Raw genomic sequence first — 22,171 nt, 5'->3', positions numbered from 1 at the left:
ACCACGGACAACCGCGGCACCGCACAACGCCCACATGGAGCATGCCCACCTGTCCGCACCCGTCTTAGCCTGCGAGAAAAGAAGGCAAGCGTCCGTAATACCCCCAGGAGCCCCGCATGACCGCACTTCCGCAGGAGCGCCGCGTCGTCACCGCCATCCCCGGCCCGAAGTCGCAGGAGCTTCAGGCCCGCCGCACCGCGGTGGTCGCCCAGGGCGTGGGCTCCACGCTGCCGGTCTTCGTCACGCGCGCCGGCGGCGGTGTCATCGAGGACGTGGACGGCAACAGCCTGATCGACTTCGGCTCCGGTATCGCCGTGACCAGCGTCGGCGCCTCCGCCGAGGCCGTCGTACGCCGCGCCTCCGCCCAGCTCGCCGACTTCACCCACACCTGTTTCATGGTCACCCCGTACGAGGGCTACGTGGCCGTCGCCGAGGCGCTGGCCGAGCTGACGCCGGGTGACCACGCCAAGAAGTCCGCGCTGTTCAATTCCGGCGCCGAGGCCGTCGAGAACGCCGTCAAGATCGCGCGCGCGTACACCAAGCGGCAGGCCGTCGTCGTGTTCGACCACGGGTACCACGGGCGCACCAACCTCACCATGGCGCTGACGGCGAAGAACATGCCGTACAAGCACGGCTTCGGCCCGTTCGCGCCCGAGGTGTACCGCGTCCCGGTCGCCTACGGCTACCGCTGGCCGACCGGTGCGGAGAACGCCGGTCCCGAGGCCGCCAAGCAGGCCATCGACCAGATCACCAAGCAGGTCGGCCCGGACAACGTGGCCGCGATCATCATCGAGCCGGTGCTCGGCGAGGGCGGCTTCATCGAGCCCGCCAAGGGCTTCCTGCCCGCCATCCGCCAGTTCGCCGCGGACAACGGGATCGTCTTCGTCGCCGATGAGATCCAGTCCGGTTTCTGCCGGACCGGGCAGTGGTTCGCCTGCGAGGACGAGGGCATCGTCCCGGACCTGATCACCACCGCCAAGGGCATCGCCGGCGGTCTGCCGCTCGCCGCGGTGACCGGCCGCGCGGAGATCATGGACGCGGCGCACGCCGGCGGCCTCGGCGGCACGTACGGCGGCAACCCGGTCGCCTGCGCCGGTGCGCTCGGTGCCATCGAGACCATGAAGGAGCTGGACCTCAACGCCAGGGCCAAGCGCATCGAGGAGGTCATGAAGGGCCGCCTCACCGCGATGGCCGAGAAGTTCGACGTCATCGGCGAGGTCCGCGGCCGCGGCGCGATGATCGCCATCGAGCTGGTCAAGGACCGCGCCACCAAGGAGCCGAACCCGGAGGCCACCGCCGCGCTGGCCAAGGCCTGCCACGCCGAGGGCGTCCTGGTCCTGACCTGCGGCACCTACGGCAACGTGGTGCGCTTCCTGCCCCCGCTGGTCATCGGCGAGGACCTGCTGAACGAGGGTCTGGACGTCGTGGAGCAGGCCCTGGCCCGCATCTGAGGCCCCGGAATCCGGGCTGCGGCAGGCCGTGTGAAGAAGGTGTGCGGGGTGCATGACGGGACGGGAATCCGTCTGCCCAAGCGCCCCGGCCTGCCGTAGGTTCTACCCAGATGAGAGATACACCCCGTCCACGGGGGACCGTGGGCGACTCCGGGCCGGGGCCTCCCCAGCTTCGACCTGGTCGTGCCTTCGCGCACACAACCGGCGCCTGACGCCGGGATCTCCTCACCGATCGGACGGTCGCCGCCCCAAACCCCCCGGGGCGTGCGACGTTCCGGTCCGGACGGCCGCCCCGTGACCACCCCCCCCTGTTCCGGGGCGGCCGGCCTCCTTCTCCGGGCCCCCTCGCGTACACGGCCCCGGTACGACCCCTCCCCCGCCCGCCTGCCAAGCTGGCCCCCGTGTCGCACCCCGCCCGCCCCGGCCTCCGTGCCCTCCTCCTCGGCATCCCGGCCGTCCTCTTCCTGCTGATCACCTGGCAGGTCGTCGGCCACGGCCCGCTGCTGCGCGCGGACGCCCGGCTCAGCCGGGACCTGGTCCACCCGGACGGGTTCGGGCAGTTCCTCTCCGACCTCGGCGACGTCCAGGTCGCCGTCCCGGTCCTCGTCGCCGCCATCGGGTACGCCCTGTGGCGGGGCCGCGCCGCCGGACACCCCCGCTGGTGGCTGCCGCCCCTCGCGGCCGCCGTCCTGATGGCGCTGCTCCCGGCGCTGGTGGTGCCGCTGAAGGACTGGGCCGCCCGGCCGGGGACCCCCGTGGTGCCCCCGGCCGTCGGCTACTACCCCTCCGGGCACACGGCGACCGCCGCCGTGGCCTACGGCTGCGCGACCCTCCTGCTGCTGCCCTGGCTGCGCACCCGCGCCGCCCGCCGCACCGCCCGCGCGCTCTGCGCCGCGCTGGTCCTCGGCGTCTCGTACGGCCTGGTCCGCCGCGGCTACCACTGGCCGCTGGACGTGCTGGCCAGCTGGTGCCTGAGCGCGGTCCTGCTGACCGCGCTCGGCGCGCTGCCGGGGTTCAGCGGAAGTAGCCGTCGAACGTCTTCTGGAACTCCCAGTCCGAGTAGCGGTCCCAGTTGATCGACCAGGTCATCAGGCCGCGCAGATCCGGCCAGGTGCCATGGGTGGCGTACGAGCCGCAGTTCGTCTTCTTCGTCAGGCAGTCCAGGGTCTTGGTGACCTCGGCCGGGGCGACGTAGCCGTTGCCCGCGTTGGTGGAGGCGGGCATGCCGATCGCCACCTGGTCGGGGCGCAGCGGCGGGAAGACGTTGCCGGGGTCGCCGGCCACCGGGAAGCCGGTGAGGAGCATGTCGGTCATGGCGATGTGGAAGTCGGCGCCGCCCATGGAGTGGTACTGGTTGTCCAGGCCCATGATCGGTCCGGAGTTGTAGTCCTGGACGTGCAGCAGGGTGAGGTCGTCGCGCAGGGCGTAGATCACCGGGAGGTAGGCGCCGCAGCGCGGGTCCTGGCCGCCCCATTTGCCGGTGCCGTAGTACTGGTAGCCGTTCTGCACGAAGAAGGTCTCCGGGGCCATGGTGAGCACGAATCTCGCGCCGTACTTCGCCTTCAGCGTCTTCAGCGCCGAGATGAGGTTGACGATCACGGGCGTGGTGGGGTTCTTGAAGTCCGTGTCGCCGGTGTCCAGGGACAGCGAGTGGCCCTCGAAGTCGATGTCGAGGCCGTCGAGGCCGTAGGTGTCGATGATCCTGGAGACGGAGGAGACGAAGGCGTCGCGGGCCGCCGTGGTGGTGAGCTGGACCTGGCCGTTCTGGCCGCCGATGGAGATCAGCACCTTCTTGCCGGCCGCCTGCTTGGCCTTGATCGCCGCCTTGAAGTCGGCGTCGCTCTCCGCGTTCGGGCAATCGGTGACCGCACAGCGGGTGAACTCGACGTCCCCGGAGGTCGGGGAGGTGGGTTCGGCGAAGGCCAGGTCGATGACGTCCCAGCTGTCGGGGACGTCCGCGAGCCGGGTGTATCCGGAGCCGTTGGCGAAGCTGGAGTGGAGGTAGCCGACGAGAGCGTGCGCCGGCAGACCGGCGGACCCGCCGCCCGAGCCGCCGCCTGATCCGCCGGTGCCCGTCGTCACGACCACCGCCGCCGACCTCGCGGACTCGCCCGCGTCGTCGACCGCCGTCACCTGGAAGCTGTACGCCGTCGAGGCCGTGAGCCCGGTGACGGTGGCCGAAGTCCCGCTCGCGGACTGGACCTTGACGCCGTCGCGGTAGACGGCGTATCCCGTGGCGCCGGGCACCGCCGACCAGGACAGGGCGACGGAGGAGGCGGTGACGGAGGAGGCGGTCAACCCGGCGGGTACGGCGGGCGGTTGGGCGGTGCCGCTGCCGCCGGGGCCGGTGAGCGAGAGGTCGTCGGCGTCGTAGGCGCCGGTGCCGTACCACCCGTGGGTGTAGACCGTGACCTTGGTGGTCGAGGGTCCGGTGGTGAAGGTGGTGCTCAGCTGCTGCCAGTCCGGTGCCGACTGGGTCCAGGTGGAGACGTCGGTGGTGCCGGTGCCGCTCGCGCCCAGGTAGACGTACGAGCCCCGGACGTAACCCGCCAGCGTGTACCGCGAGCCGGGCTGGACGCTCACCGTCTGCGTGCACTGGGCGTCGTCGCTGCCCGCCGGGGTGGCCTGGAGCGCCGAACCGCCGCTGTGCACGGGTGCGTTGACCGTCTTGCCGGAGGATGCGGAGCACGTCCAGCCGGACAGGCCGGACTCGAATCCGCCGTTCTGGAGTACGTCCGCGTCGGCCGCGCGGGCGGCCGACGAGAGCGCGGTGAGGCCGGGCACGGCGAGGGCCGTGGCCGTGAGCAGGGCGAGCAGGGGTCTGGAGCGGTCCACAACGGCCTCCGGGCAGGGGGGAGTTGGAGGGTGGAACGGCACTCAATTTGGTCCAGACCAATCCCGGTGTCAAGACGCACGAGCGCTACTCGTCCTCCCCCGGCCCCAGCACGAGGCGTGCCGCCGCCTCGTGCATCGCCAGTTCCAGCAGCGCCGCGTCGGTCAGCGTGCCCGAGCCGTCCGGCGGCACCAGCCAGCGCACCCCCCGGCTCGCCCGGCCCGGATGCGGCACCACGATCCAGGTGCCGTCCCCCGCGGCGCGCACCCCGGTGCCCAGCCAGCGCTCCGCCGTGCCCGGCGCCACGAAGAACCCGACCCGGTTGTCGCCGAAGTCGGCGAGCACCGGGCCGGGGCGGCCGAGCATCCGGGTCAGCACGTCCAGCGTCGGATGGCCCAGGTGGGCCGGGAGGATCAGCACGTCCCAGGCCCGGCCCGCGGGCAGCAGCGCGACCCCGTGCGGATTGCGCTCCCACTCCCGGCGGCACCCCCGCGGGTCCGGTGCCACGGACGCCAGCCACTCCACCGCCGTCTTCGTCCCGCTCATCGAAAGGCCTCCCGCTCTCCTCGGCGGGCGGCGCGGGCGCGCGCCGCCTCGGCAGGAGAGAGGGAGGCCGTACCGGAGCATTACGCGGGTTCCGGAACCTCTAGAGGGTGACCTGGGTCACGCGAACTAGCTGTCGAATCCGAGACCCAGCTTGTCCATCGTGCGCAGCCACAGGTTGCGGCGGCCGCCGTGCGCGTCCGCGCGGGCCAGCGACCACTTGGTGAGGGCGATGCCGGTCCAGGCGAACGGCTCGGGCGGGAACGGCAGCGGGCGCTTGCGCACCATCTCCAGCTCGGTGCGCTCGGTGCGCTCCCCGTCCAGCAGGTCGAGCATCACGTCCGCGCCGAACCGGGTCGCGCCGACACCGAGACCGGTGAAGCCCGCCGCGTACGCCACCTTGTCCTGGTGGGCGGTGCCGAAGAAGGCCGAGAAGCGGGAGCAGGTGTCGATCGCGCCGCCCCAGGCGTGGGTGAAGCGGACGCCCTCCAGCTGCGGGAAGCAGGTGAAGAAGTGCCCGGCGAGCTTGGCGTAGGTCTCGGGACGGTCGTCGTACTCTGCCCGGACCCGGCCGCCGTAGTGGTGGATGGCGTCGTAGCCGCCCCACAGGACCCGGTTGTCGGCGGACAGCCGGAAGTAGTGGAACTGGTTGGCGCTGTCACCGAGCCCCTGCCGGCCCTGCCAGCCGATCTCCGCGAGCTGCTCCTTGCCCAGCGGCTCGGTCATGAGCGCGTAGTCGTAGACCGGGACGGTGTACGAGCGCACCCGGCGCAGCAGGCTCGGGAAGATGTTGGTGCCGAGCGCGACCTTGCGGGCGCGCACGGCGCCATAGGGGGTGCGGACGGCCATCCCGGCGCCGTACGGCTTGAGGGTGAGCGCGGGCGTGTGCTCGTACACCCGCACCCCGAGCCGGACGCACGCCTGCTTCAGGCCCCAGGCGAGCTTCGCCGGGTGCAGCATGGCCACGCCCCGGCGGTCCCACAGGCCCGCCTTGAAGGTCGGCGAGTCCACCTCGGCGCGCACGGCGTCCTCGTCCAGGAAGTCCATCCCGTCCGCGAGGCCCTGCTCCTGGAGCTCCTTGTGCCAGTCGCGCAGCTCCCAGGCCTGGTAGGTCTCGGTGGCCACGTCGATCTCGCCGGTGCGCTCGAACTCGCAGTCGATGCCGTGCCGGGCGATCGCCGCCTCGATCTCGTCCAGGTTGCGCCGGCCCAGCTCCTCCAGCTTGTGGATCTCGCCGGGCCAGCGGGTCAGCCCGTTGGCCAGGCCGTGGGTGAGGGAGGCGGCGCAGAAGCCGCCGTTGCGACCGGAGGCGGCCCAGCCCACCTCGCGGCCTTCCAGCAGGACCACGTCCCGCCGCGGGTCGCGCTCCTTGGCGTTGAGCGCGGTCCACAGTCCGCTGTAGCCGCCGCCGACGACCAGCAGGTCGCAGGTCTCGGAGCCGGTGAGGGCGGGCTCGGGTCCCGGCTTGCCGGGGTCTTCCAGCCAGTACGGGACCGGCTGGGCTTCGGAGAGAGAGGCGATCCAGTTGTCTCGGCCACGATTCATGGCGCTTGGGGCCATGATTTCAACTCCCTACAGAGCTTTTGCGCGCATGTCGGCTGTGCGCTTTTCGGCTTTACGCCTTTTGACTGTTACGGCGATTGTTGATCAGCATCGACACCAGCACCAGCACCACGGCGAGCAGGAACATGGCCGTACCGATCACATTGATCTGAACGGGCGTTCCGCGCTGGGCCGAACCCCAGACGAACATGGGGAAGGTGACGGTCGATCCCGCGTTGAAATTGGTGATGATGAAATCGTCGAAGGAGAGCGCGAAGGAGAGCAGCGCGCCCGCGGCGATTCCGGGTGCCGCGATCGGCAGGGTGACCCGCAGGAAGGTCTGCGCAGGCCCGGCGTACAGATCCCGTGCGGCCTCCTCCAGACGCGGGTCCATCGACATCACACGCGCCTTGACCGCGGTGACGACGAAGCTCAGACAGAACATGATGTGGGCGATCAGGATCGTCCAGAAGCCCAGCTGGGCGCCCATGTTGAGGAACAGGGTGAGCAGCGAGGCGGCCATGACGACCTCGGGCATCGCCATCGGCAGGAAGATCAGCGAGTTGATGGCGCCGCGGGCGCGGAAGCGGTAGCGGACCAGCGCGAAGGAGATCATCGTGCCGAGGATGGTGGCGCCCAGCGTCGCCCAGACGGCGATCTGGAGGCTGAGCGACAGCGAATTGCACATGTCGGCGACACCGCACGGCTGTTTCCAGGCGTCCAGCGAGAACTGCTGCCACTGGTAGTTGAAGCGCCCCTTCGGTTTGTTGAAGGAGAACACCGTGACGATGACGTTCGGCAGCAGCAGATACGCGAGGGTGAGAAGTCCCGCGATGACGACGAGGTGGCGCTTGAGCCAGTTGACGACGGGCATTTAGACCAGGTCCTCCGTCCCGGACCGGCGGATGTAGATCGTCACCATGGCCAGGATCGCGGCCATGAGGATGAAGGAGAGGGCCGCCGCCGTCGGATAGTCCAGGATGCGCAGGAACTGCGTCTGGATCACATTGCCGATCATGCGGGTGTCGGTGGAGCCGAGGAGTTCGGAGTTGACGTAGTCACCGGCGGCCGGGATGAAGGTCAGCAGGGTGCCCGAGACCACGCCCGGCATCGACAGCGGGAAGGTCACCTTGCGGAAGGTGGTCGACGGCTTGGCGTACAGGTCGCCGGCCGCCTCGTGCAGCCGCCCGTCGATCCGCTCCAGCGAGGTGTACAGCGGCAGGATCATGAACGGCAGGAAGTTGTACGTCAGGCCGCACACCACCGCGAGGGGGGTGGCCAGCACCCGGTCGCCGGCCGTCCAGCCGAGGAAGTTGGTGAGGTCCAGGATGTGCAGCGAGTTCAGCGCGTGCACCACGGGGCCGTTGTCGGCGAGGATCGTCTTCCAGGCCAGGGTGCGGATCAGGAAGCTGGTGAAGAACGGCGCGATCACCAGGATCATGATCAGGTTGCGCCAGCGGCCCGCGCGGAAGGCGATCAGGTAGGCCAGCGGGTAACCGAGCAGCAGGCACAGCACGGTGGCACCGGCGGCGTAGAAGATGGACCGCAGGAACTGGGGCCAGTACTCGGACAGCGCGTTCCAGTAGGTCGCGAAGTGCCAGGTGACCTTGTAGCCCTCCTCCAGGGAGCCCGTCTGCACGGACGTGGAGGCCTGGTAGACCAGCGGCAGCGCGAAGAAGACGACCAGCCACAGGATGCCGGGCAGCAGCAGCCAGTACGGCGTGAACCGGCCGCGCTTGCGCGGGGGCCTGGCCGCGGATTCCGCGGGGGCGAGCGGCGGGGGCGCTTCGGTGAGCGTCGGCATCAGGCGGCGACCTCTTCCCCGGTGCCCGCGTCGATGGCCTGGTCCGCGTCCAGGCCGAAGGTGTGCGCGGGGCTCCAGTGCAGGACCACGTCGGCGCCGGGGACCAGCCGGGCGTCCCGCTCGACGTTCTGGACGTACACCGAGAGTTCGGCGCAGGCGGGGCTGTCGATGACGTACTGCGTGGAGACGCCGATGAAGCTGGCGTCGGCGATCGTGCCGGTGAGGCGGTTGCGGCCCTCGGGGATGGTGCCCGCGTCGTCGGCGTGGGCGAGCGCGATCTTCTCGGGGCGGATGCCGACCAGCACCTTGCCGCCGGCCGGGGCGGGGGCGCTGCAACGGGCGGCGGGCAGCACCAGCTTGTCGCCGGCGGCCTTGAGCACGATGTCGTCGCCGCCGCTGGTGTCGACCTCGGCCTCGATCAGGTTGGAGGTGCCGAGGAAGTTGGCGACGAAGGTGGTCTTCGGGTTCTCGTACAGGTCGGTGGGGGCGCCGAGCTGTTCGACGCGGCCGCCGTTCATCACCGCGACCGTGTCGGCCATGGTCATGGCCTCCTCCTGGTCGTGCGTGACGTGGATGAAGGTGATGCCCACCTCGGTCTGGATGCGCTTGAGCTCCAGCTGCATCTGGCGGCGCAGCTTGAGGTCGAGGGCGCCGAGCGGCTCGTCCAGCAGCAGCACCTTCGGGTGGTTGATCAGCGCGCGGGCGACGGCGACGCGCTGCTGCTGGCCGCCGGAGAGCTGGTGCGGCTTCTTGCGTGCCTGCTCGCCGAGCTGGACCAGGTCCAGCATGTCCTCGACCTGCTTCTTGACGCTCTTGATGCCGCGCCGGCGCAGCCCGAAGGCGACGTTCTCGAAGATGTCGAGGTGCGGGAAGAGGGCGTAGGACTGGAAGACCGTGTTCACGGGCCTCTTGTACGGCGGCAGGTGGGTGACGTCCTGGTCGCCGAGGTGCACGGTGCCGCTGGTCGGCTCCTCCAGGCCCGCGATCATGCGCAGGGTGGTGGTCTTGCCGCAGCCGGAGGCGCCGAGCAGGGCGAAGAAGCTGCCCTGGGGCACGGTCAGGTCCAGCGGGTGCACGGCGGTGAAGGCGCCGTAGGTCTTGCCGATACCGGAGAGGCGGACGTCGCCGCTGTTGTCTGTCGTCATCGTGGTCGTCACGCCCCTGTGAGCTTGGAGAACTTCTGCTGGTAGGCGGTCTCTTCCTTCTGCGTCAGGGCGCGGAAGGGATGGGACTTCGCCTGCATGGCCTTGTCGGGCACGATCAGCGGATTGCTCGCGGCCGACTTGTCGATTTTCGCGAGGTAGGGAACGACTCCCGCAACGGGGCTCACGTAATTGACGTAGGCGGCGAGTTCGGCGGCGGGCTCGGGCTGGTAGTAGTAGTCGATGAGCCGCTCGGCGTTGGTCTTGTGGCGCGCCTTGTTGGGGACCAGCAGATTGTCGGTCGACGTCATGTAGCCGCTGTCCGGGATGAGATAGCCGACGTCCGGGTTGTCGGCCTGGAGCTGGACCACGTCGCCGCCCCAGGCGACACAGGCGGCGATGTCGCCCTTGGCCAGGTCGGAGGTGTAGTCGTTGCCGGTGAAGCGGCGGATCTGGCCCTTGTCGACGGCCTTCTGGAGGCGGGCGATGGCCGCGTCGTAGTCGTCGTCGGTGACCTTCGCCGGGTCCTTGCCCAGGTCGAGCAGGACCATGCCGATGGTGTCGCGCATCTCGGTCAGGAAGCTGACGCGGCCCTTGAGCTTGGGGTTGTCCAGGAGGTCGGAGACCGACTTCACCTCGACGCCGTCGAGGGCCTTCTTGTTGAAGGCGATGACGGTGGAGATGCCCTGCCAGGGGTAGGAGTAGGCGCGGCCGGGGTCCCAGTCGGGGTCGCGGAACTGGTCCGAGAGGTTCGCGAAGGCGTGCGGCAGGTTGGCCGGGTCCAGTTTCTGGACGTAGCCGAGGCGGATCATGCGGGCGGCCAGCCAGTCGGTGAGGACGATCAGATCGCGCCCGGTGTCCTGGCCCGCGGCGAGTTCCGGCTGGATCTTGCCGAAGAACTCGTCGTTGTCGTTGATGTCCTCGGTGTACTTGACCTGGATGCCGGTCCGCCTGGCGAACGCGTCGAGCGTGGGGTGGTGCTTGCCCGAGTCGTCCACGTCGATGTACTCGGGCCAGTTGGAGAAGTCGACGACCTTCTCGGTGGCCGAGTGGTCGTCGGCGGACACGCCGCCCTGGTTCTTGCTCGCGGCGGGGATGCCGCAGGCGCTCAGCGTCCCGAGTCCGCCGATCGCGAGGGCGCCCCCGGCGGAGGCGCGCAGCAGCGAACGGCGGGTCGGCGCGGCCCTGCCGCCGCCAAGACTCCGGCGTACGGCGGCCGATGCGACCGGTGCCGGCCGGTCGGGCTCGTAACTTCCCATGCGCGTGTGGCCTTTCGGAGGGGAGGGGGTGCCCGGTGGTGGGGACGGGCGTCGTACCCGGTGGAGCGCGCCGCGGGCGGGGGTCCCGCGGCCGGGGACGGCTCCTACCGGTCCCCGAAGATCGTGCGGTGCCAGTCCTTGCGGACCACCGCCGTGTTGTCGAACATTACGTGCTTGACCTGCGTGTATTCCTCGAAGGAGTACGACGACATGTCCTTGCCGAAGCCGGAGGCCTTGTAGCCGCCGTGCGGCATCTCGCTGATGATCGGGATGTGATCGTTGATCCAGACGCAGCCCGCCTTGATGTCGCGGGTGGCGCGGTTGGCCCGGTAGACGCTGCCGGTCCAGGCGGAGGCGGCGAGGCCGTACGGGGTGTCGTTGGCGAGCCGGATGCCCTCGTCGTCGGTGTCGAAGGGCAGGACGACCAGGACCGGCCCGAAGATCTCGGACTGGACGATCTCGCTGTCCTGGGCGGCGCCGGCGATGAGGGTGGGCCGGTAGTAGGCGCCCTTGGCCAGGTCGCCGCCGGGGGCCTCGCCGCCGGTGACCACGCGGGCGTAGGAGCGGGCGCGGTCCACGAAACCGGCGACGCGGTCGCGCTGGGCGGCCGAGACGAGCGGTCCGAGGTCGGTGCCGGGGGCGAACGGGTCGCCGAGCCGCACGGTCTCCATCAGGGCGGCGGTGCGCTCCACGAACGCCTCGTACAGCGGGCGCTGGACATAGGCGCGGGTGGCGGCGGTGCAGTCCTGGCCGGTGTTGATGAGCGCGCCGGCCACGGCCCCGTTGACGGCCGCGTCCAGGTCGGCGTCGTCGAACACGACGAACGGGGCCTTGCCGCCCAGCTCCAGGTGGAGCCGCTTGACGGTGGCGGTGGCTACCTCGGCGACGCGCTTGCCGACACCGGTGGAGCCGGTGAACGAGGTCATGGCGACGTCGGGGTGCCCGACCAGGTGCTCACCGGCCTGCCTGCCGGTGCCGGTGACGATGTTGACCACACCGTCCGGCAGGCCCGCGGCGGTGGCGGCTTGGGCGAACAGCAGCGAGGTCAGCGGGGTCAGCTCGGCGGGCTTGAGCACGATGGTGTTGCCCGCGGCGATCGCCGGGAGCACCTTCCAGGCGGCCATCTGGAGCGGGTAGTTCCACGGCGCGATGGACCCGACGACGCCGATCGGCTCGCGCCGGACGTACGAGGTGTGGTCGCCGGAGTACTCGCCGGCGGACTGCCCCTGGAGGTGACGGGCGGCGCCCGCGAAGAAGGCGGTGTTGTCGACGGTGCCGGGGACGTCGAACTCGCGGCTGAGCTTGAGCGGCTTGCCGCACTGGAGCGACTCCGCGCGGGCGAAGTCCTCGGCACGCTCGGCGAGCACGGCCGCGAAGCGGTGCAGGGCGTCCGAGCGCTCGCCCGGAGTGGCCGAGGCCCAGCCCGGAAAGGCCGCGCGGGCGGCGGCGACGGCCGCGTCCACGTCGTCGGTGCCGGCCAGCTCGTAGGTGTAGACCTCGGTGCCGGTGGCCGGGTCGACCACGGCGTGGCGGCGCCCCGAGGTGCCCCTGGTCAGACGGCCGGCGATGAACTGAGCGCCTTCCGCGAAACGGTCCTGCGCGGGAAATCGCTCCTGGCCGGCGGTGCCCGGATTGTGCATGTCGCTCTCCTCCGCCGATCACCCCGTCCCAGGGGTGGGTGGCGTAGCTCCAGCTCGATTTGAGTGCCGATCCTGACAGAGCTATTAGCCTCCAACAAGTGATTCCGTTGTTGCCTTTTGGTTACGCGACGGAATCTGTCGACCAGGTGTCGAGTCGGGCGAGGAAAAGCCGGACGGAGTGTCAGTGGTGCGTGCCAGACTCGCGTGCATGGGGAAGATCGACGGGCTCGAGGCCCTGGTCAGCGAGGTCCGCGCGGGGTCCCGGACCAAGTACCTGCACTTTTGGGGCCACCGGCCCCGGCCGGACGGCGGCATCGGCGCGAGCTGTCTGAGCCAGTGGTGGCCCTCACCCTTCGTGGTCGACGGCAGGCGGTACGCGACGGCGGAGCACTGGATGATGGCCGCCAAGGCCCGGCTGTTCGGCGACGCCGGGGCCGAGCACCATGTCCTCGCCGCGGCGCATCCGGCCGAGGCCAAGAAGGCGGGCCGGCTGGTCCGCGGCTTCGACGAGGCGACATGGGAGCGGGAGCGGTTCCGCATCGTGGTCGAGGGCAGCGTCCACAAGTTCGCCGCCGACCCGGCGCTGCGCGCGTTCCTGCTGGGCACGGGCGAGCGCGTGCTGGTCGAGGCGAGCCCGGTGGACCGGGTGTGGGGCATCGGCCTGACGGCGGACGACGAGGCGGCGGACGACCCGGAGCGCTGGCAGGGCCTGAACCTGCTGGGTTTCGCGCTGATGGAGGCGCGGGCGGAGCTGGCCGGACGATAGGTGCGGGGGCGCTCGGGTGTGGCGGGGCTCCGGGTGCGGCGATGCCCGCCGGACGGGTCCTGCGGTCCGGCGGGCATCGACCGGAGCGTGCGCTCCGGACGGGAACCGCGCTGTGCGGTCCCGTCGCGGGATCAGCGCTGCGCCACCGCCACCGGGACGGAGTGCAGGGAGCCGTAGTACGGATCCGTGTTCCTGCTCTCGTTGAAGGCGGTGACACCGATCACGATCATCAGCACGATCATGCCGATGCCGACGATGATGCCGATGACCCCCATGACCAGCCCCGCCTGAGCCTGCCCGTGGTTCGTGGCCTCGCCGCGCTCGACCCGGCGCCGCCCCTTGACGCCGAAGACCACCGCGAGGATGCCCAGCACCACCGAGAGGACGCCGTACAGGCAGAACAGGCAGATCGACAGGATGCCGAGCACCATGGCCGCGGTGCCCATGCCGTTCTGCGGTGCCATCGGCATGCCCGTCCAGCCGTAGCTCCCCGCGGCCGGGTAGCCGGGGTAGCCGTAGCCGCCGGCGGGCGGCGCGGAGACCGGGGCACCGGGGCCGGTGGGCGCGATCGGCGGGGGCGGCACCGGCTCACCCGTGCCGGGGGCGCCGAACACGGGCGGAGTGGGCGCCCCGAAGCCCGGCGCGCCCTGGGCGGGCGGGGCCGGCGGGGCGAAGCCGGGCCGGGCGTACCCGCCGGTCGGCAGGTCGGTCACGGTGGCCTGCTCGTGCACGGACGGCGGCTGGGCCGGGGGCTGCCCCGCGCCCGGCGCGGCGGGCTGGTCCTTGTCGAGCGACAGCCCCTGTCCGGGCGGTGCCCACGGGTCGTGGCCGCCGCCGGCCGCCCCACTCGACTGCGTTCCGTCTGACACCGGTACTTCCCCCTCGGTCGTTCGTCCCGCCATGCTACGGCCTTCCCACCCCACCCCGACCGGCCGGTCCCACCGCCCGGCACCAGCACAGACCGCCCCGACCGGCCGGTCCTCCGCCCTGGCGCCGGGCCCGCCGTCCTGACACCGGGCCTCCTGACGCCGCCTTCTCCGCGGCCGTACCGCTCGCGCCGCCTCCCGGACGCCCGGCAGGCCCCCTCACGCCTCCCCCTCCTCCCCCGCCCGCCTACGATGGCCTCTGACGATCAGCCGATCACCCGCGCCGCGCCCGCAAGGGCCCGTCGGCGCCCTGCCTCGGGGAGGACCCCTTGTCCGACAGTTCCGTACCGGCCGCCGGGCACGCCGACCGCGATCTGCGGGCGTTCATCGCCGGACTGCCCAAGGCCGAACTGCACGTGCACCACGTGGGCTCCGCCTCCCCCCGCATCGTCTCCGAGCTGGCCGCCCGGCACCGCGACTCCAGGGTCCCCAGCGATCCGGAGGCCCTCGCCGAGTACTTCACCTTCACCGACTTCGCGCACTTCATCGAGGTGTACCTGTCGGTGGTGGACCTGATCCGCACCCCGGAGGACGTCCGGCTGCTCACCTACGAGGTGGCCCGCGACCTGGCCCGCCAGCAGGTGCGCTATGCCGAGCTGACCCTCACCCCGTTCTCCTCCACCCGGCGCGGCATAGACGAACGGGCCTTCATGGACGCGATCGAGGACGCCCGCAAGAGCGCGGAGGCCGAGTTCGGCACCGTGCTGCGCTGGTGCTTCGACATCCCCGGCGAGGCCGGACTCCAGTCCGCGGAGGAGACGGTACGGCTCGCCACCGACGACCGGATCCGCCCGGAGGGCCTGGTGTCGTTCGGGCTCGGCGGCCCCGAGATCGGCGTGCCCCGCCCGCAGTTCAAGCCGTTCTTCGACCAGGCCATCGCGGCCGGCCTGCGCTCGGTCCCGCACTCCGGCGAGACCACCGGACCGCAGTCGGTGTGGGACGCGCTGAACGAGCTGGGCGCCGAGCGCATCGGGCACGGCACCAGCTCCGCGCAGGACCCGGCGCTGCTCGCGCACCTCGCCGAGCGGCGCATCCCGCTGGAGGTCTGCCCGACCTCCAACATCGCCACCCGCGCGGTGCGCACCCTGGACGAGCACCCGATCCGGCAGTTCGCCGAGGCCGGGGTGCTGATCACGGTCAACTCCGACGACCCGCCGATGTTCGGCACCGACCTCAACAACGAGTACGCGGTGGCCGCCCGCCTCCTCGGCCTGGACGAGCGCGGTGTCGCGGACCTCGCCAAGAACGCGGTGGAGGCGTCCTTCCTGGACGCGGCGGGCAAGGCGCGGCTCGCGGCGGAGATCGACACGTACACCGCCGCCCGGCTCGCGGTCTGAGGCGCACCACAATGGGGGCCATGCAGACCGTGACCGCCGTGGCCCACCGCGGCGACCCCTACCGCTTCCGCGAGAACACCCTCGACTCGCTGCGCTCCGGCATCGACCGGGGCGCGGACGCCGTCGAGCTGGATGTCCGGCTCACCCGTGACGGCGTGCCCGTGCTGCTGCACGACGACACGCTCGAACGGCTGTGGGAGGTGGAGCGGCCGCTGAGCACGCTGTCCGCCGAGGAGGTGCGCGGACTCACCGGCGGCGGGGTGCCGACGCTGGCCGAGGCGCTCGCCGCGACCGGTGACAGCCGGGTGATGGTGGACCTGTGCGGGCGGGTGACGCGGCGGACGATGGAGCGGATCCTGGACGTGGTCCGGCAGAGCGGGGCCGGGGACCGGGTGTACTACAGCGCGGGCGCGGAGACGATGCTCACCGTGCGCGCCGCCGACCCGGCCGCGGAGATCGCGCTGACCTGGACCACGCTGGCCCCGCCCCGCCCCGCGCTGCTCGCCGCGATCAACCCCCGCTGGCTCAACTACCGCTTCACCCTGGTCGACCGGGACCTGGTCGACCGCGTGCACCGGGACGGCCGGCTCGTGTCCGTGTGGACACCGGACACCCGGCGCTCGCTGCGCCGGCTGATGGAGCTGGGCGTCGACTCGATCACCACGAACCGCATCGACGTCCTGCACGGCCTCCGCTCCCGCTAGGGTCTTTCCCCCCGGCCCTGACGGACCGCCCCCGGCAACTCCCCCGGTCTCGGGAGGAGTTGCCGGGCGCTTGCTCAAGCAGCCGCGGTCAGCGGCGCGTCGGGGCCGGTCAACGCTTCCAGGCGCTTGATCTTCCGGCGTACGACGTACAGCGGAAGCACTCCGAAGACGCCGAACGACATGTCGATCAGGCTCCACCAGAACGGGATGCCCCGGACCGGGCCGCAGGCGAGGGCCAGCGGGACGATGCCGGCGCAGGCGATCATCCCGAACTCGATCACCCAGACGTTGCGCACCGGGTCGCGGTACGGGCCGTAGAAGGCGACCGCGATGACGAGGTGGGCGAACGCCAGCCAGTCGGTGCCGTAGAGGACGAACGGGTAGGTCGCGTCGACGGCGTCGAGCCCGTCCCGCACCCGTGCGATCCAGCCCGTCAGTCCGGGCAGCCACTGCGGCACCCCCGCCGCCGCCAACCCGCTCTGGGCCCAGCGCAGTTCGTGTACCAGTGGAAAGGCCGTGGCCCCGCTCAGCACCAGGCACACCACGAAGAAGACAAGCCAGCCGCGAATGCCCTTCAGGAGGGCGGCTCTGTCGCTCATGGGCAGAGCCTACGCCTCAGTTGAACGCGTTCAAAACCTGCCGGGAAAGAAGGGCTGGTGCCGTCAATCACGTCGTACTCCCCCACATGCCTGTACATTTCGGACGATCGTTTCGAGAGGCGACCGGCAGACGGGGCGAGGGATGAGCGCGGACGGACGTGGCGCGGTGGGCACCGGGCCGGGTGCCGAGCCGCGCCGCCGGGAAGGACGGACCCGTCGATGACGTCGACTCCGCCGGCCGGTACGGAGATCCGGGGGTTCCGGGCGGGTGACGGGCCGCCGCTGGTGGCCGCCTGGTGCCGTGCCGCCCCGGCGGATCCGATCACCCCCGACCGCTTCCGCACCCTCGTCCTGCTCGACGCCAACTTCGACCCCGAGGGGCTGCGGGTCGCCCTGGCCGGCGGCCGGGTCGTCGGCGCCGCCTACGCGGTGCGCCGGCTGACCCCGGTACACGGCACCGACCTGGAGCCCGAACAGGGCTGGATCCCGTTCTTCTTCGTCGACCCGGCCGCCCGCGGGCAGGGCCTCGGCCGCCGGCTGCTGACCGACGCCCTGGACTGGCTGAGCGCGCACGGCCGCACCACCGTGGACTTCTCCTCGTACACCCCGAACTACCTGCTCCCCGGCCTGGACACCGAGACCTACCCGGAGGCGGCGAGGCTTCTCGACGCGCTCGGATTCCGGACGCTGTACGAGGCCGCGGCGATGGACCGCTCGCTCGTCGGCCACCGGATGCCGGACGCCGTCGCCCACCGCCGGGACGAACTGGCCCTGCTGGGGCACCGGTTCGGCACTCCCGCCGACGACGACCTGGTGGAGCTGATCGCGCTCGCCGGGAGCCGCTTCAGCCCGGACTGGGCGCGGGCGATCCGGGAATGCCTGGCGGGCGGGGCCCCGCCGGACCGGATCGTCGTCGTCCGGGAGCCCGGCGGGCGGCTGGTGGGCTGGGCGATGCACGGGGCGTACGAGTCGGCGCTGGAGCGGTTCGGCCCGTTCGGGGTGGTGGAGGAGATGCGCGGCACCGGGCTCGGCAAGGTCCTGCTCCATATGGTCCTGGCCCGGATGCGGGCGCGCGGCGCGCACGGGGCGTGGTTCCTGTGGACCGGCGAGCGGTCGCCGGCCGGCCACCTCTACCGCGCCGCCGGTTTCAGCACGACCCGGACGTTCCGGGTGCTGCGCCGGGAGGCCGCCCGGTGACGCGGCCCCGACCCGGCCTGAACCGGCGGCACTTCGCCCTCGCGCTGCCCTCCGCGCTGCTCGCCGCGGGCTGCGCCGCACCCCGCCAGGGCACCGGCCGCCCCGGCGACCCGATCGTCCTCACCCTGCTCACGCACTACTCCAGCGGCGTCCTGAAGACGGCCCTCCAGAAGCCGGTGGACGAGTGGAACGCCACGCACGACCGGGTCAAGGTGCGGGCGAAGGCGGTGGAGTTCACCGATCTGCTGACCACGTTCACGGTCCGGCAGGCGGCGGGCCAGGGCGCCGACATCATCCAGCCGTACTGCCTGTGGACCGGCCAGCTCGTCCGGGCCGGTGTGCTGCGGGCCGCCCCGCCCGAGCACGCGGCGGAGATCCGGCGCGGCTACAGCCCGGCCGCGGTCGGCGCCGCGTCGTACGGGGGCCGCGTCTACGGCTACCCCACCGAGGCGCAGACGTACGCCCTCTACTACAACGCACGGCTGCTGCGCGCCGCCGGCATCGAGCGGCCACCGCGCACCTGGCCCGAGTTGACCGAGGCCGCCGAGCGCACCACCCGCCGGGACCGGTACGGCAACACGCTGGTGCAGGGTTTCGGTCTCTCGCTGTACGACGACTCCACCACCGTCGGCCAGACCCTCGCCCTGCTGAACGCGGCCGGGGGCGCGTTCGTCGCCGCGGACGGCCGGAGCACCGCGATCGACTCGCCGGCCGGGCGGGCGGTGTTCGAGCTGGAGCACCGCCTGGTGAGCCGGGGGGCGAGCGCCCCCGGTGTCAACGTCTACCAGGCGTTCCCCGCCGGTCAGGTGGCCATGGTGATCGGCGCGGGCTGGTGGACCGGCAGCCTGAAGCCGCTGATGGGCGCGGGGTACCGGGAGGTCGGCGTCGCCCCCGTGCCCGTCCCCGGGGCGGGCCGGAAGCCCGCCACGCTCGCCACCGGGTTCCTGCTCGGGGTCAACGCGGCCAGCCGGTTCCCGCGCGAGGCATGGGATTTCCTGCGCTGGCTCAACGCGGAGCGGACGGGCGCGCAGGGCGTGACCCGCATGAGCGCCCTCCAGGTCTCGGTGGGCTCGCTCACCGGCCGGGCCGACGACATGCGGGCGCTGCTCGGCAGCGGCGGGGACCGGAATCTGCGGCCGTTCCTGGACGCGCTGGCGTACGCGGTGCCGGAGCCGAACGTGCCGGGTGCACAGCAGGCGAAGACGCTGCTGCGCACGAACATCGAGGCGCTGTGGACCGGTCAGCAGTCGGTCGGGGAGGCGCTGCGCAGCACGCGCCGGCAGGTCGATCAGGAGGTGTCGCGGCTGTGGTGAACACGCTCGCGCCGGAGCGGGCCGGGCCTCCCGCCGCCCGCGCCCTGCCGCCGGGGGCCGGCCTCGCCGCCCGCGCCCGGCGCCGCCAGACGGTGGTCGGCTATCTCTTCCTCGCCCCGGTCCTGCTGTTCTTCGCGGTCTTCCTCGTCCTGCCGCTCGCCTTCGCCCTGCTGCTGTCGGCCTCGCGCTGGTCCGGCTTCGACCTCGGGGACATCCGGCCGGTCGGCCTGGACAACTTCACCGGGCTGTTCGCGGCCGGCTCGACGTTCCTGACGCCGGTCCTCACCAACACGGTGCTGTTCGCGCTGGGCACGGTGGTCGTCGCGCTCGCGGGTTCGGTGCTCGTCGCCACCTGTATCGACCGGCTGCGGTTCCAGGGGCTTTGGCGGACGCTGTACTTCCTGCCGATGGTGACGACCGTGGTCGCCGTCGGCAATGTGTGGAAGTACATGTACGAGCCGGGCGGTCTGGTCGACGGCGTCCTCAACGCCCTCGGGTTCGGCTCGGTCGCCTTCCTCCAGGACCCGCGCACGGCGCTGCCCGCGGTGGTCGTCGTACAGGCGTGGGCCTCGGCGGGGTCGGCGATCCTCGTCCTGACGGCGGGGCTGAAGTCGATCCCGCGTTCCTACTACGAGGCGGCGGCGCTGGACGGCGCCGGGTCCGCCACGACCTTCCGGAAGATCACGCTGCCGCTGCTGCGGCCGTCGCTGCTGTTCGTGTGCGTCACCCAATTCCTCACCGGGCTCCAGTCGTTCGCGCTGATCACGGTGATGACCAAGGGCGGCCCCGGCGACGCGACGGCGGTGGCGGCGCTGGAGATGTACCGGCAGGCGTTCTCGTACGGCGACTGGGGTACGGCGAGCGCGGCGGCGTTCGTGCTGTTCGTGGTGGTGCTGGTGATCACGCTGGCGCAGTTGTGGCTGTTCCGGCGCGGCGGGGAGGACGCGTGAGGGGCCGCCGCCCGCCGTGGGTGTCGTACCTCCTCGTCGTGGCCGGTGCCGTGGTCATGGTGGTGCCGTTCCTCGACATGGTGATGACGTCCTTCAAGGGGCCGGGCGAGTCGGGGAGGCTGCCGTACCGCTTCCTACCGGAGGGGTTCGGCTTCGGCAACTACCGTGCGGCGCTGGACCAGTTGGACCTGCCGGTGCTGTTCCGCAACAGCGTCGCCGCGACGGCGCTGATCACCGGCTCGGTGCTGCTCACCTCGTCGCTGGCCGGTTACGCGCTCGCCAAACTCCGGTTCCGGGGGCGGGACTTCGTCTTCCGGCTGGTGCTGGCGACGATGATGTTCCCGCCGTTCCTCTTCTTCATCCCGCACTTCCTGATCCTGGTGCACTGGCCGCTGGCGGGCGGCAACGACGTGCTGGGGCGGGGCGGGGCGGGGCTGACCGCCAGCATCGTGGCGCTCGTGATGCCGTTCCTCGTCAACGGCTTCGGGATCTTCCTGACGCGCCAGTTCATGCTCTCCATCCCGGACGAGATCCTGGAGGCCGCCCGTCTCGACGGCGCGGGCGAGTTCACCCTCTGGTGGCGCGTCGTCCTGCCCCAGACCAAGCCGGTCCTCGTCACCCTGGCCCTGCTGACCTTCGTGGACTCCTGGAACGAGTACATCTGGGCCCTGCTGATCTCCACGGCGAATCCGGGCGTGATGACCCTGCCGGTGGGCATCCAGCTCCTCCAGGACTATGTCGACCCCACCCGCACCATGCCGGTCGTGATGGCCGGACTCGTCCTGAGCGTCCTCCCGGTCCTCGCTCTCTTCCTCCTGCTCCAGAAGCACTACATCCGGGGGGTGATGCTCAGCGGCCTCAAGTGAGGCCCCGGCGCGCGTCCGGCATCAGCGTCCTTCACAGACCCACGATCCGGTTCCAGCGCCGGGCGAACTCCACGCGTTCCGCGGAGGTGATGTCGCGGGCGATGGCGAGGCGGGAGCGCATCGTGGAGTCGGGGAAGATCAGGGGGTTGCCGGCGAGGGCCGCGGTGTCCTTGTCGGAGGCGTCCGCGAGGACCTCCCTGGCGGCCGGGACCGGGCAGACGTAGTTGACCCAGGTGGCGAGCTTCGCGGCGACCTCGGGCTGGTAGTAGTAGTCGATCAGACGCTCGGCGTTGGCCTTGTGCGCGGCGCGGTCGGGGATCATCAGGGAGTCCGACCACAGCTCGGCGCCCTCCTCGGGGACGACGAAGCGGATGTCGGGGTTGTCCGCCTGGAGCTGGATGACATCGCCCGAGTACGCCTGGCAGGCGAGCACATCGCCGCTGACCAGGTCCTTGGTGTAGTCGTTGCCGGTGAAGCGGCGTATCTGGCCGCGCCGGACCTGCCGTTCCACCTCGTCGCACATGGTGTGGAAGTCGTGCGCCGTCCAGCGGGTGATGTCCACGCCGTTGCCCTGCATCAGCAGCGCGAAGGACTCGTCCAGGCCGGACAGCAGGGTGACCCGGCCCTTGAGGTCGGGCGCCCACAGGTCCTTGACCGCGCGGATCTCACGGCCGAGCTTCTTGCGGTTGTAGGCGATGCCGGTGATGCCGGACTGCCACGGCACGGTGAACCGGCGGCCTTTGTCGAAAGCGGGCGTGCGCAGCAGCGGGTCGAGGTACCTCGCCACGTTCGGCTGGTGCGCGCGGTCCATCTCCTGCACCCAGCCCAGCCGCACGAACCGGGCGCACATCCAGTCGCTGATGACGATCAGGTCGCGGCCGGTGGACTGGTGGTTCATCAGGGCGGGGCTGATCTTGCCGAAGAACTCGTCGTTGTCGTTGATCTCCTCGACGTACTCCACCCGTATCCCGGTGCGCTTCTCGAACGCGTCGAGGGTGGGCCTGCGGTTCGGGTTCTTGTCGTCGGTGTCGATGTACAGCGGCCAGTTCGCCCAGGTCAGCCGGTGATCGGCGGCGGACTCGTCACTCACCGAGCGCTCGCCCGGCCGGACGTAGGCGGCGGGCACTCCGCAGCCGGCCAGTGCGCCGAGCGCGGCGGTGCCGCCGAGCGCGCGCAGCAGGGAACGGCGGGAGAGGGACGTACGCGAAGAAGTCTGGGGCACCCCGGAAGGATGCCGCCGACTCGTCCGGACGCACAATCGACGGTGCGTCGAGCGGGGAGCGCCCTGTCCGACACCTT

19 protein-coding genes and 1 pseudogene are annotated in these 22,171 nt (G+C 71.4%); 9 read left to right on the top strand and 11 right to left on the bottom strand.

The window, feature by feature from the left end; all coding sequences use genetic code 11:
• Positions 1-116 precede the first annotated feature (116 nt).
• Complete coding sequence (gene gabT / locus ACZ7EC_RS29025) at positions 117-1,451, top strand: 4-aminobutyrate--2-oxoglutarate transaminase (RefSeq protein WP_471067163.1); 1,335 nt, start codon at positions 117-119, stop codon at positions 1,449-1,451.
• Positions 1,452-1,852: 401 nt separating this feature from the next.
• The gene (locus ACZ7EC_RS29020; protein WP_471067161.1) at positions 1,853-2,527 is read left to right on the top strand and encodes a phosphatase PAP2 family protein; all 675 of its coding nucleotides are present in this window, start codon (positions 1,853-1,855) and stop codon (positions 2,525-2,527) included.
• On the opposite strand, the gene ACZ7EC_RS29015 is transcribed toward ACZ7EC_RS29020, so the two are convergent.
• The 8 genes from ACZ7EC_RS29015 to ACZ7EC_RS28980 all read right to left on the bottom strand — a co-directional run bounded on the left by ACZ7EC_RS29015 (position 2,466) and on the right by ACZ7EC_RS28980 (position 12,214).
• Positions 2,466-4,286, bottom strand: coding sequence for a chitinase (locus ACZ7EC_RS29015; protein ID WP_471067159.1), 1,821 nt, complete (start codon positions 4,284-4,286; stop codon positions 2,466-2,468). The genes ACZ7EC_RS29020 and ACZ7EC_RS29015 overlap by 62 nt on opposite strands.
• Before the next feature lie 85 nt (positions 4,287-4,371).
• The gene (locus ACZ7EC_RS29010; protein WP_471067158.1) at positions 4,372-4,830 is read right to left on the bottom strand and encodes a hypothetical protein; all 459 of its coding nucleotides are present in this window, start codon (positions 4,828-4,830) and stop codon (positions 4,372-4,374) included.
• A 126-nt stretch (positions 4,831-4,956) separates the two neighbouring features.
• Entirely contained in the window at positions 4,957-6,387 is a 1,431-nt protein-coding gene (locus tag ACZ7EC_RS29005; RefSeq protein WP_471067156.1) for an NAD(P)/FAD-dependent oxidoreductase, read from the bottom strand.
• Between the two features lie 55 nt (positions 6,388-6,442).
• Positions 6,443-7,243, bottom strand: coding sequence for an ABC transporter permease (locus ACZ7EC_RS29000; RefSeq protein WP_471067155.1), 801 nt, complete (start codon positions 7,241-7,243; stop codon positions 6,443-6,445).
• Positions 7,244-8,173, bottom strand: a complete 930-nt coding sequence (locus tag ACZ7EC_RS28995; RefSeq protein WP_471067153.1) for an ABC transporter permease — start codon at positions 8,171-8,173, stop codon at positions 7,244-7,246.
• On the bottom strand, positions 8,173-9,318 hold the full coding sequence (locus ACZ7EC_RS28990) for an ABC transporter ATP-binding protein (RefSeq protein WP_471067258.1): 1,146 nt from the start codon (positions 9,316-9,318) through the stop codon (positions 8,173-8,175). The genes ACZ7EC_RS28995 and ACZ7EC_RS28990 overlap by 1 nt, the downstream gene beginning before the upstream one ends.
• 8 nt (positions 9,319-9,326) lie before the next feature.
• Positions 9,327-10,574 (bottom strand): ABC transporter substrate-binding protein, encoded by a 1,248-nt coding sequence (locus ACZ7EC_RS28985; RefSeq protein ID WP_471067151.1) that lies wholly within the window; start codon positions 10,572-10,574, stop codon positions 9,327-9,329.
• 104 nt (positions 10,575-10,678) lie between these two features.
• The gene (locus tag ACZ7EC_RS28980; protein ID WP_471067149.1) at positions 10,679-12,214 is read right to left on the bottom strand and encodes a gamma-aminobutyraldehyde dehydrogenase; all 1,536 of its coding nucleotides are present in this window, start codon (positions 12,212-12,214) and stop codon (positions 10,679-10,681) included.
• Between the two features lie 208 nt (positions 12,215-12,422).
• On the opposite strand from ACZ7EC_RS28980, the gene ACZ7EC_RS28975 reads away from it, so the two are divergent.
• Positions 12,423-12,980, top strand: a complete 558-nt coding sequence (locus ACZ7EC_RS28975) for an NADAR family protein (protein ID WP_471067147.1) — start codon at positions 12,423-12,425, stop codon at positions 12,978-12,980.
• A gap of 131 nt (positions 12,981-13,111) precedes the next feature.
• Here ACZ7EC_RS28975 and ACZ7EC_RS28970 read toward each other — a convergent pair whose 3' ends face one another.
• Positions 13,112-13,849 carry a DUF4190 domain-containing protein gene (locus ACZ7EC_RS28970; protein WP_471067146.1) on the bottom strand — a complete coding sequence of 246 codons (738 nt, stop codon included), beginning with the start codon at positions 13,847-13,849 and terminating at the stop codon, positions 13,112-13,114.
• Between the two features lie 249 nt (positions 13,850-14,098).
• Between ACZ7EC_RS28970 and ACZ7EC_RS28965 the strand changes: the two are divergent.
• Both ACZ7EC_RS28965 and ACZ7EC_RS28960 read left to right on the top strand, forming a co-directional pair.
• Positions 14,099-15,243: pseudogene (locus ACZ7EC_RS28965) on the top strand (adenosine deaminase).
• Positions 15,244-15,263: 20 nt separating this feature from the next.
• Positions 15,264-15,947, top strand: coding sequence for a glycerophosphodiester phosphodiesterase (locus ACZ7EC_RS28960; protein ID WP_471067145.1), 684 nt, complete (start codon positions 15,264-15,266; stop codon positions 15,945-15,947).
• Between the two features lie 74 nt (positions 15,948-16,021).
• Here the strand turns inward: ACZ7EC_RS28960 and ACZ7EC_RS28955 are convergent, their stop codons facing one another.
• Entirely contained in the window at positions 16,022-16,546 is a 525-nt protein-coding gene (locus ACZ7EC_RS28955; RefSeq protein WP_471067143.1) for a hypothetical protein, read from the bottom strand.
• A gap of 219 nt (positions 16,547-16,765) precedes the next feature.
• Between ACZ7EC_RS28955 and ACZ7EC_RS28950 the strand changes: the two genes are divergently transcribed.
• Genes ACZ7EC_RS28950 through ACZ7EC_RS28935 form a run of 4 tightly spaced genes read left to right on the top strand, consistent with a single transcriptional unit; the run spans position 16,766 to position 20,872 of the window.
• The gene (locus ACZ7EC_RS28950) at positions 16,766-17,743 is read left to right on the top strand and encodes a GNAT family N-acetyltransferase (protein WP_471067142.1); all 978 of its coding nucleotides are present in this window, start codon (positions 16,766-16,768) and stop codon (positions 17,741-17,743) included.
• Complete coding sequence (locus ACZ7EC_RS28945) at positions 17,740-19,056, top strand: ABC transporter substrate-binding protein (RefSeq protein WP_471067140.1); 1,317 nt, start codon at positions 17,740-17,742, stop codon at positions 19,054-19,056. The genes ACZ7EC_RS28950 and ACZ7EC_RS28945 overlap by 4 nt, the downstream gene beginning before the upstream one ends.
• Positions 19,050-20,006 carry a carbohydrate ABC transporter permease gene (locus ACZ7EC_RS28940; protein WP_471067139.1) on the top strand — a complete coding sequence of 319 codons (957 nt, stop codon included), beginning with the start codon at positions 19,050-19,052 and terminating at the stop codon, positions 20,004-20,006. Before ACZ7EC_RS28945 ends, ACZ7EC_RS28940 begins: the two co-directional genes overlap by 7 nt.
• Complete coding sequence (locus ACZ7EC_RS28935; protein WP_471067137.1) at positions 20,003-20,872, top strand: carbohydrate ABC transporter permease; 870 nt, start codon at positions 20,003-20,005, stop codon at positions 20,870-20,872. The genes ACZ7EC_RS28940 and ACZ7EC_RS28935 overlap by 4 nt, the downstream gene beginning before the upstream one ends.
• Before the next feature lie 31 nt (positions 20,873-20,903).
• Here ACZ7EC_RS28935 and ACZ7EC_RS28930 read toward each other — a convergent pair whose 3' ends face one another.
• Positions 20,904-22,094, bottom strand: a complete 1,191-nt coding sequence (locus ACZ7EC_RS28930) for a polyamine ABC transporter substrate-binding protein (protein ID WP_471067135.1) — start codon at positions 22,092-22,094, stop codon at positions 20,904-20,906.
• Positions 22,095-22,171 lie beyond the last annotated feature (77 nt).

It is taken from the genome of Streptomyces sp. NPDC037203 (genome assembly GCF_055605065.1).
The sequence above is the reverse complement of the archived record's forward strand: the minus strand, read 5'-3'. Positions and strand labels throughout refer to the sequence as shown.

Bases quoted from the DNA above. Each gene is read 5' to 3' on its own strand.
- ACZ7EC_RS28995 (WP_471067153.1), bottom strand. From the start codon at position 8,173: ATGCCGACGCTCACCGAAGCGCCCCCGCCGCTCGCCCCCGCGGAATCC.
- ACZ7EC_RS29005 (WP_471067156.1), bottom strand. From the start codon at position 6,387: ATGGCCCCAAGCGCCATGAATCGTGGCCGAGACAACTGGATCGCCTCT.
- ACZ7EC_RS28980 (WP_471067149.1), bottom strand. From the start codon at position 12,214: ATGCACAATCCGGGCACCGCCGGCCAGGAGCGATTTCCCGCGCAGGAC.
- ACZ7EC_RS28955 (WP_471067143.1), bottom strand. From the start codon at position 16,546: ATGAGCGACAGAGCCGCCCTCCTGAAGGGCATTCGCGGCTGGCTTGTC.
- gabT (WP_471067163.1), top strand. From the start codon at position 117: ATGACCGCACTTCCGCAGGAGCGCCGCGTCGTCACCGCCATCCCCGGC.
- ACZ7EC_RS28950 (WP_471067142.1), top strand. From the start codon at position 16,766: ATGACGTCGACTCCGCCGGCCGGTACGGAGATCCGGGGGTTCCGGGCG.
- ACZ7EC_RS29000 (WP_471067155.1), bottom strand. From the start codon at position 7,243: ATGCCCGTCGTCAACTGGCTCAAGCGCCACCTCGTCGTCATCGCGGGA.
- ACZ7EC_RS29010 (WP_471067158.1), bottom strand. From the start codon at position 4,830: ATGAGCGGGACGAAGACGGCGGTGGAGTGGCTGGCGTCCGTGGCACCG.
- ACZ7EC_RS28960 (WP_471067145.1), top strand. From the start codon at position 15,264: ATGCAGACCGTGACCGCCGTGGCCCACCGCGGCGACCCCTACCGCTTC.
- ACZ7EC_RS28975 (WP_471067147.1), top strand. From the start codon at position 12,423: ATGGGGAAGATCGACGGGCTCGAGGCCCTGGTCAGCGAGGTCCGCGCG.
- ACZ7EC_RS28990 (WP_471067258.1), bottom strand. From the start codon at position 9,318: ATGACGACAGACAACAGCGGCGACGTCCGCCTCTCCGGTATCGGCAAG.
- ACZ7EC_RS28985 (WP_471067151.1), bottom strand. From the start codon at position 10,574: ATGGGAAGTTACGAGCCCGACCGGCCGGCACCGGTCGCATCGGCCGCC.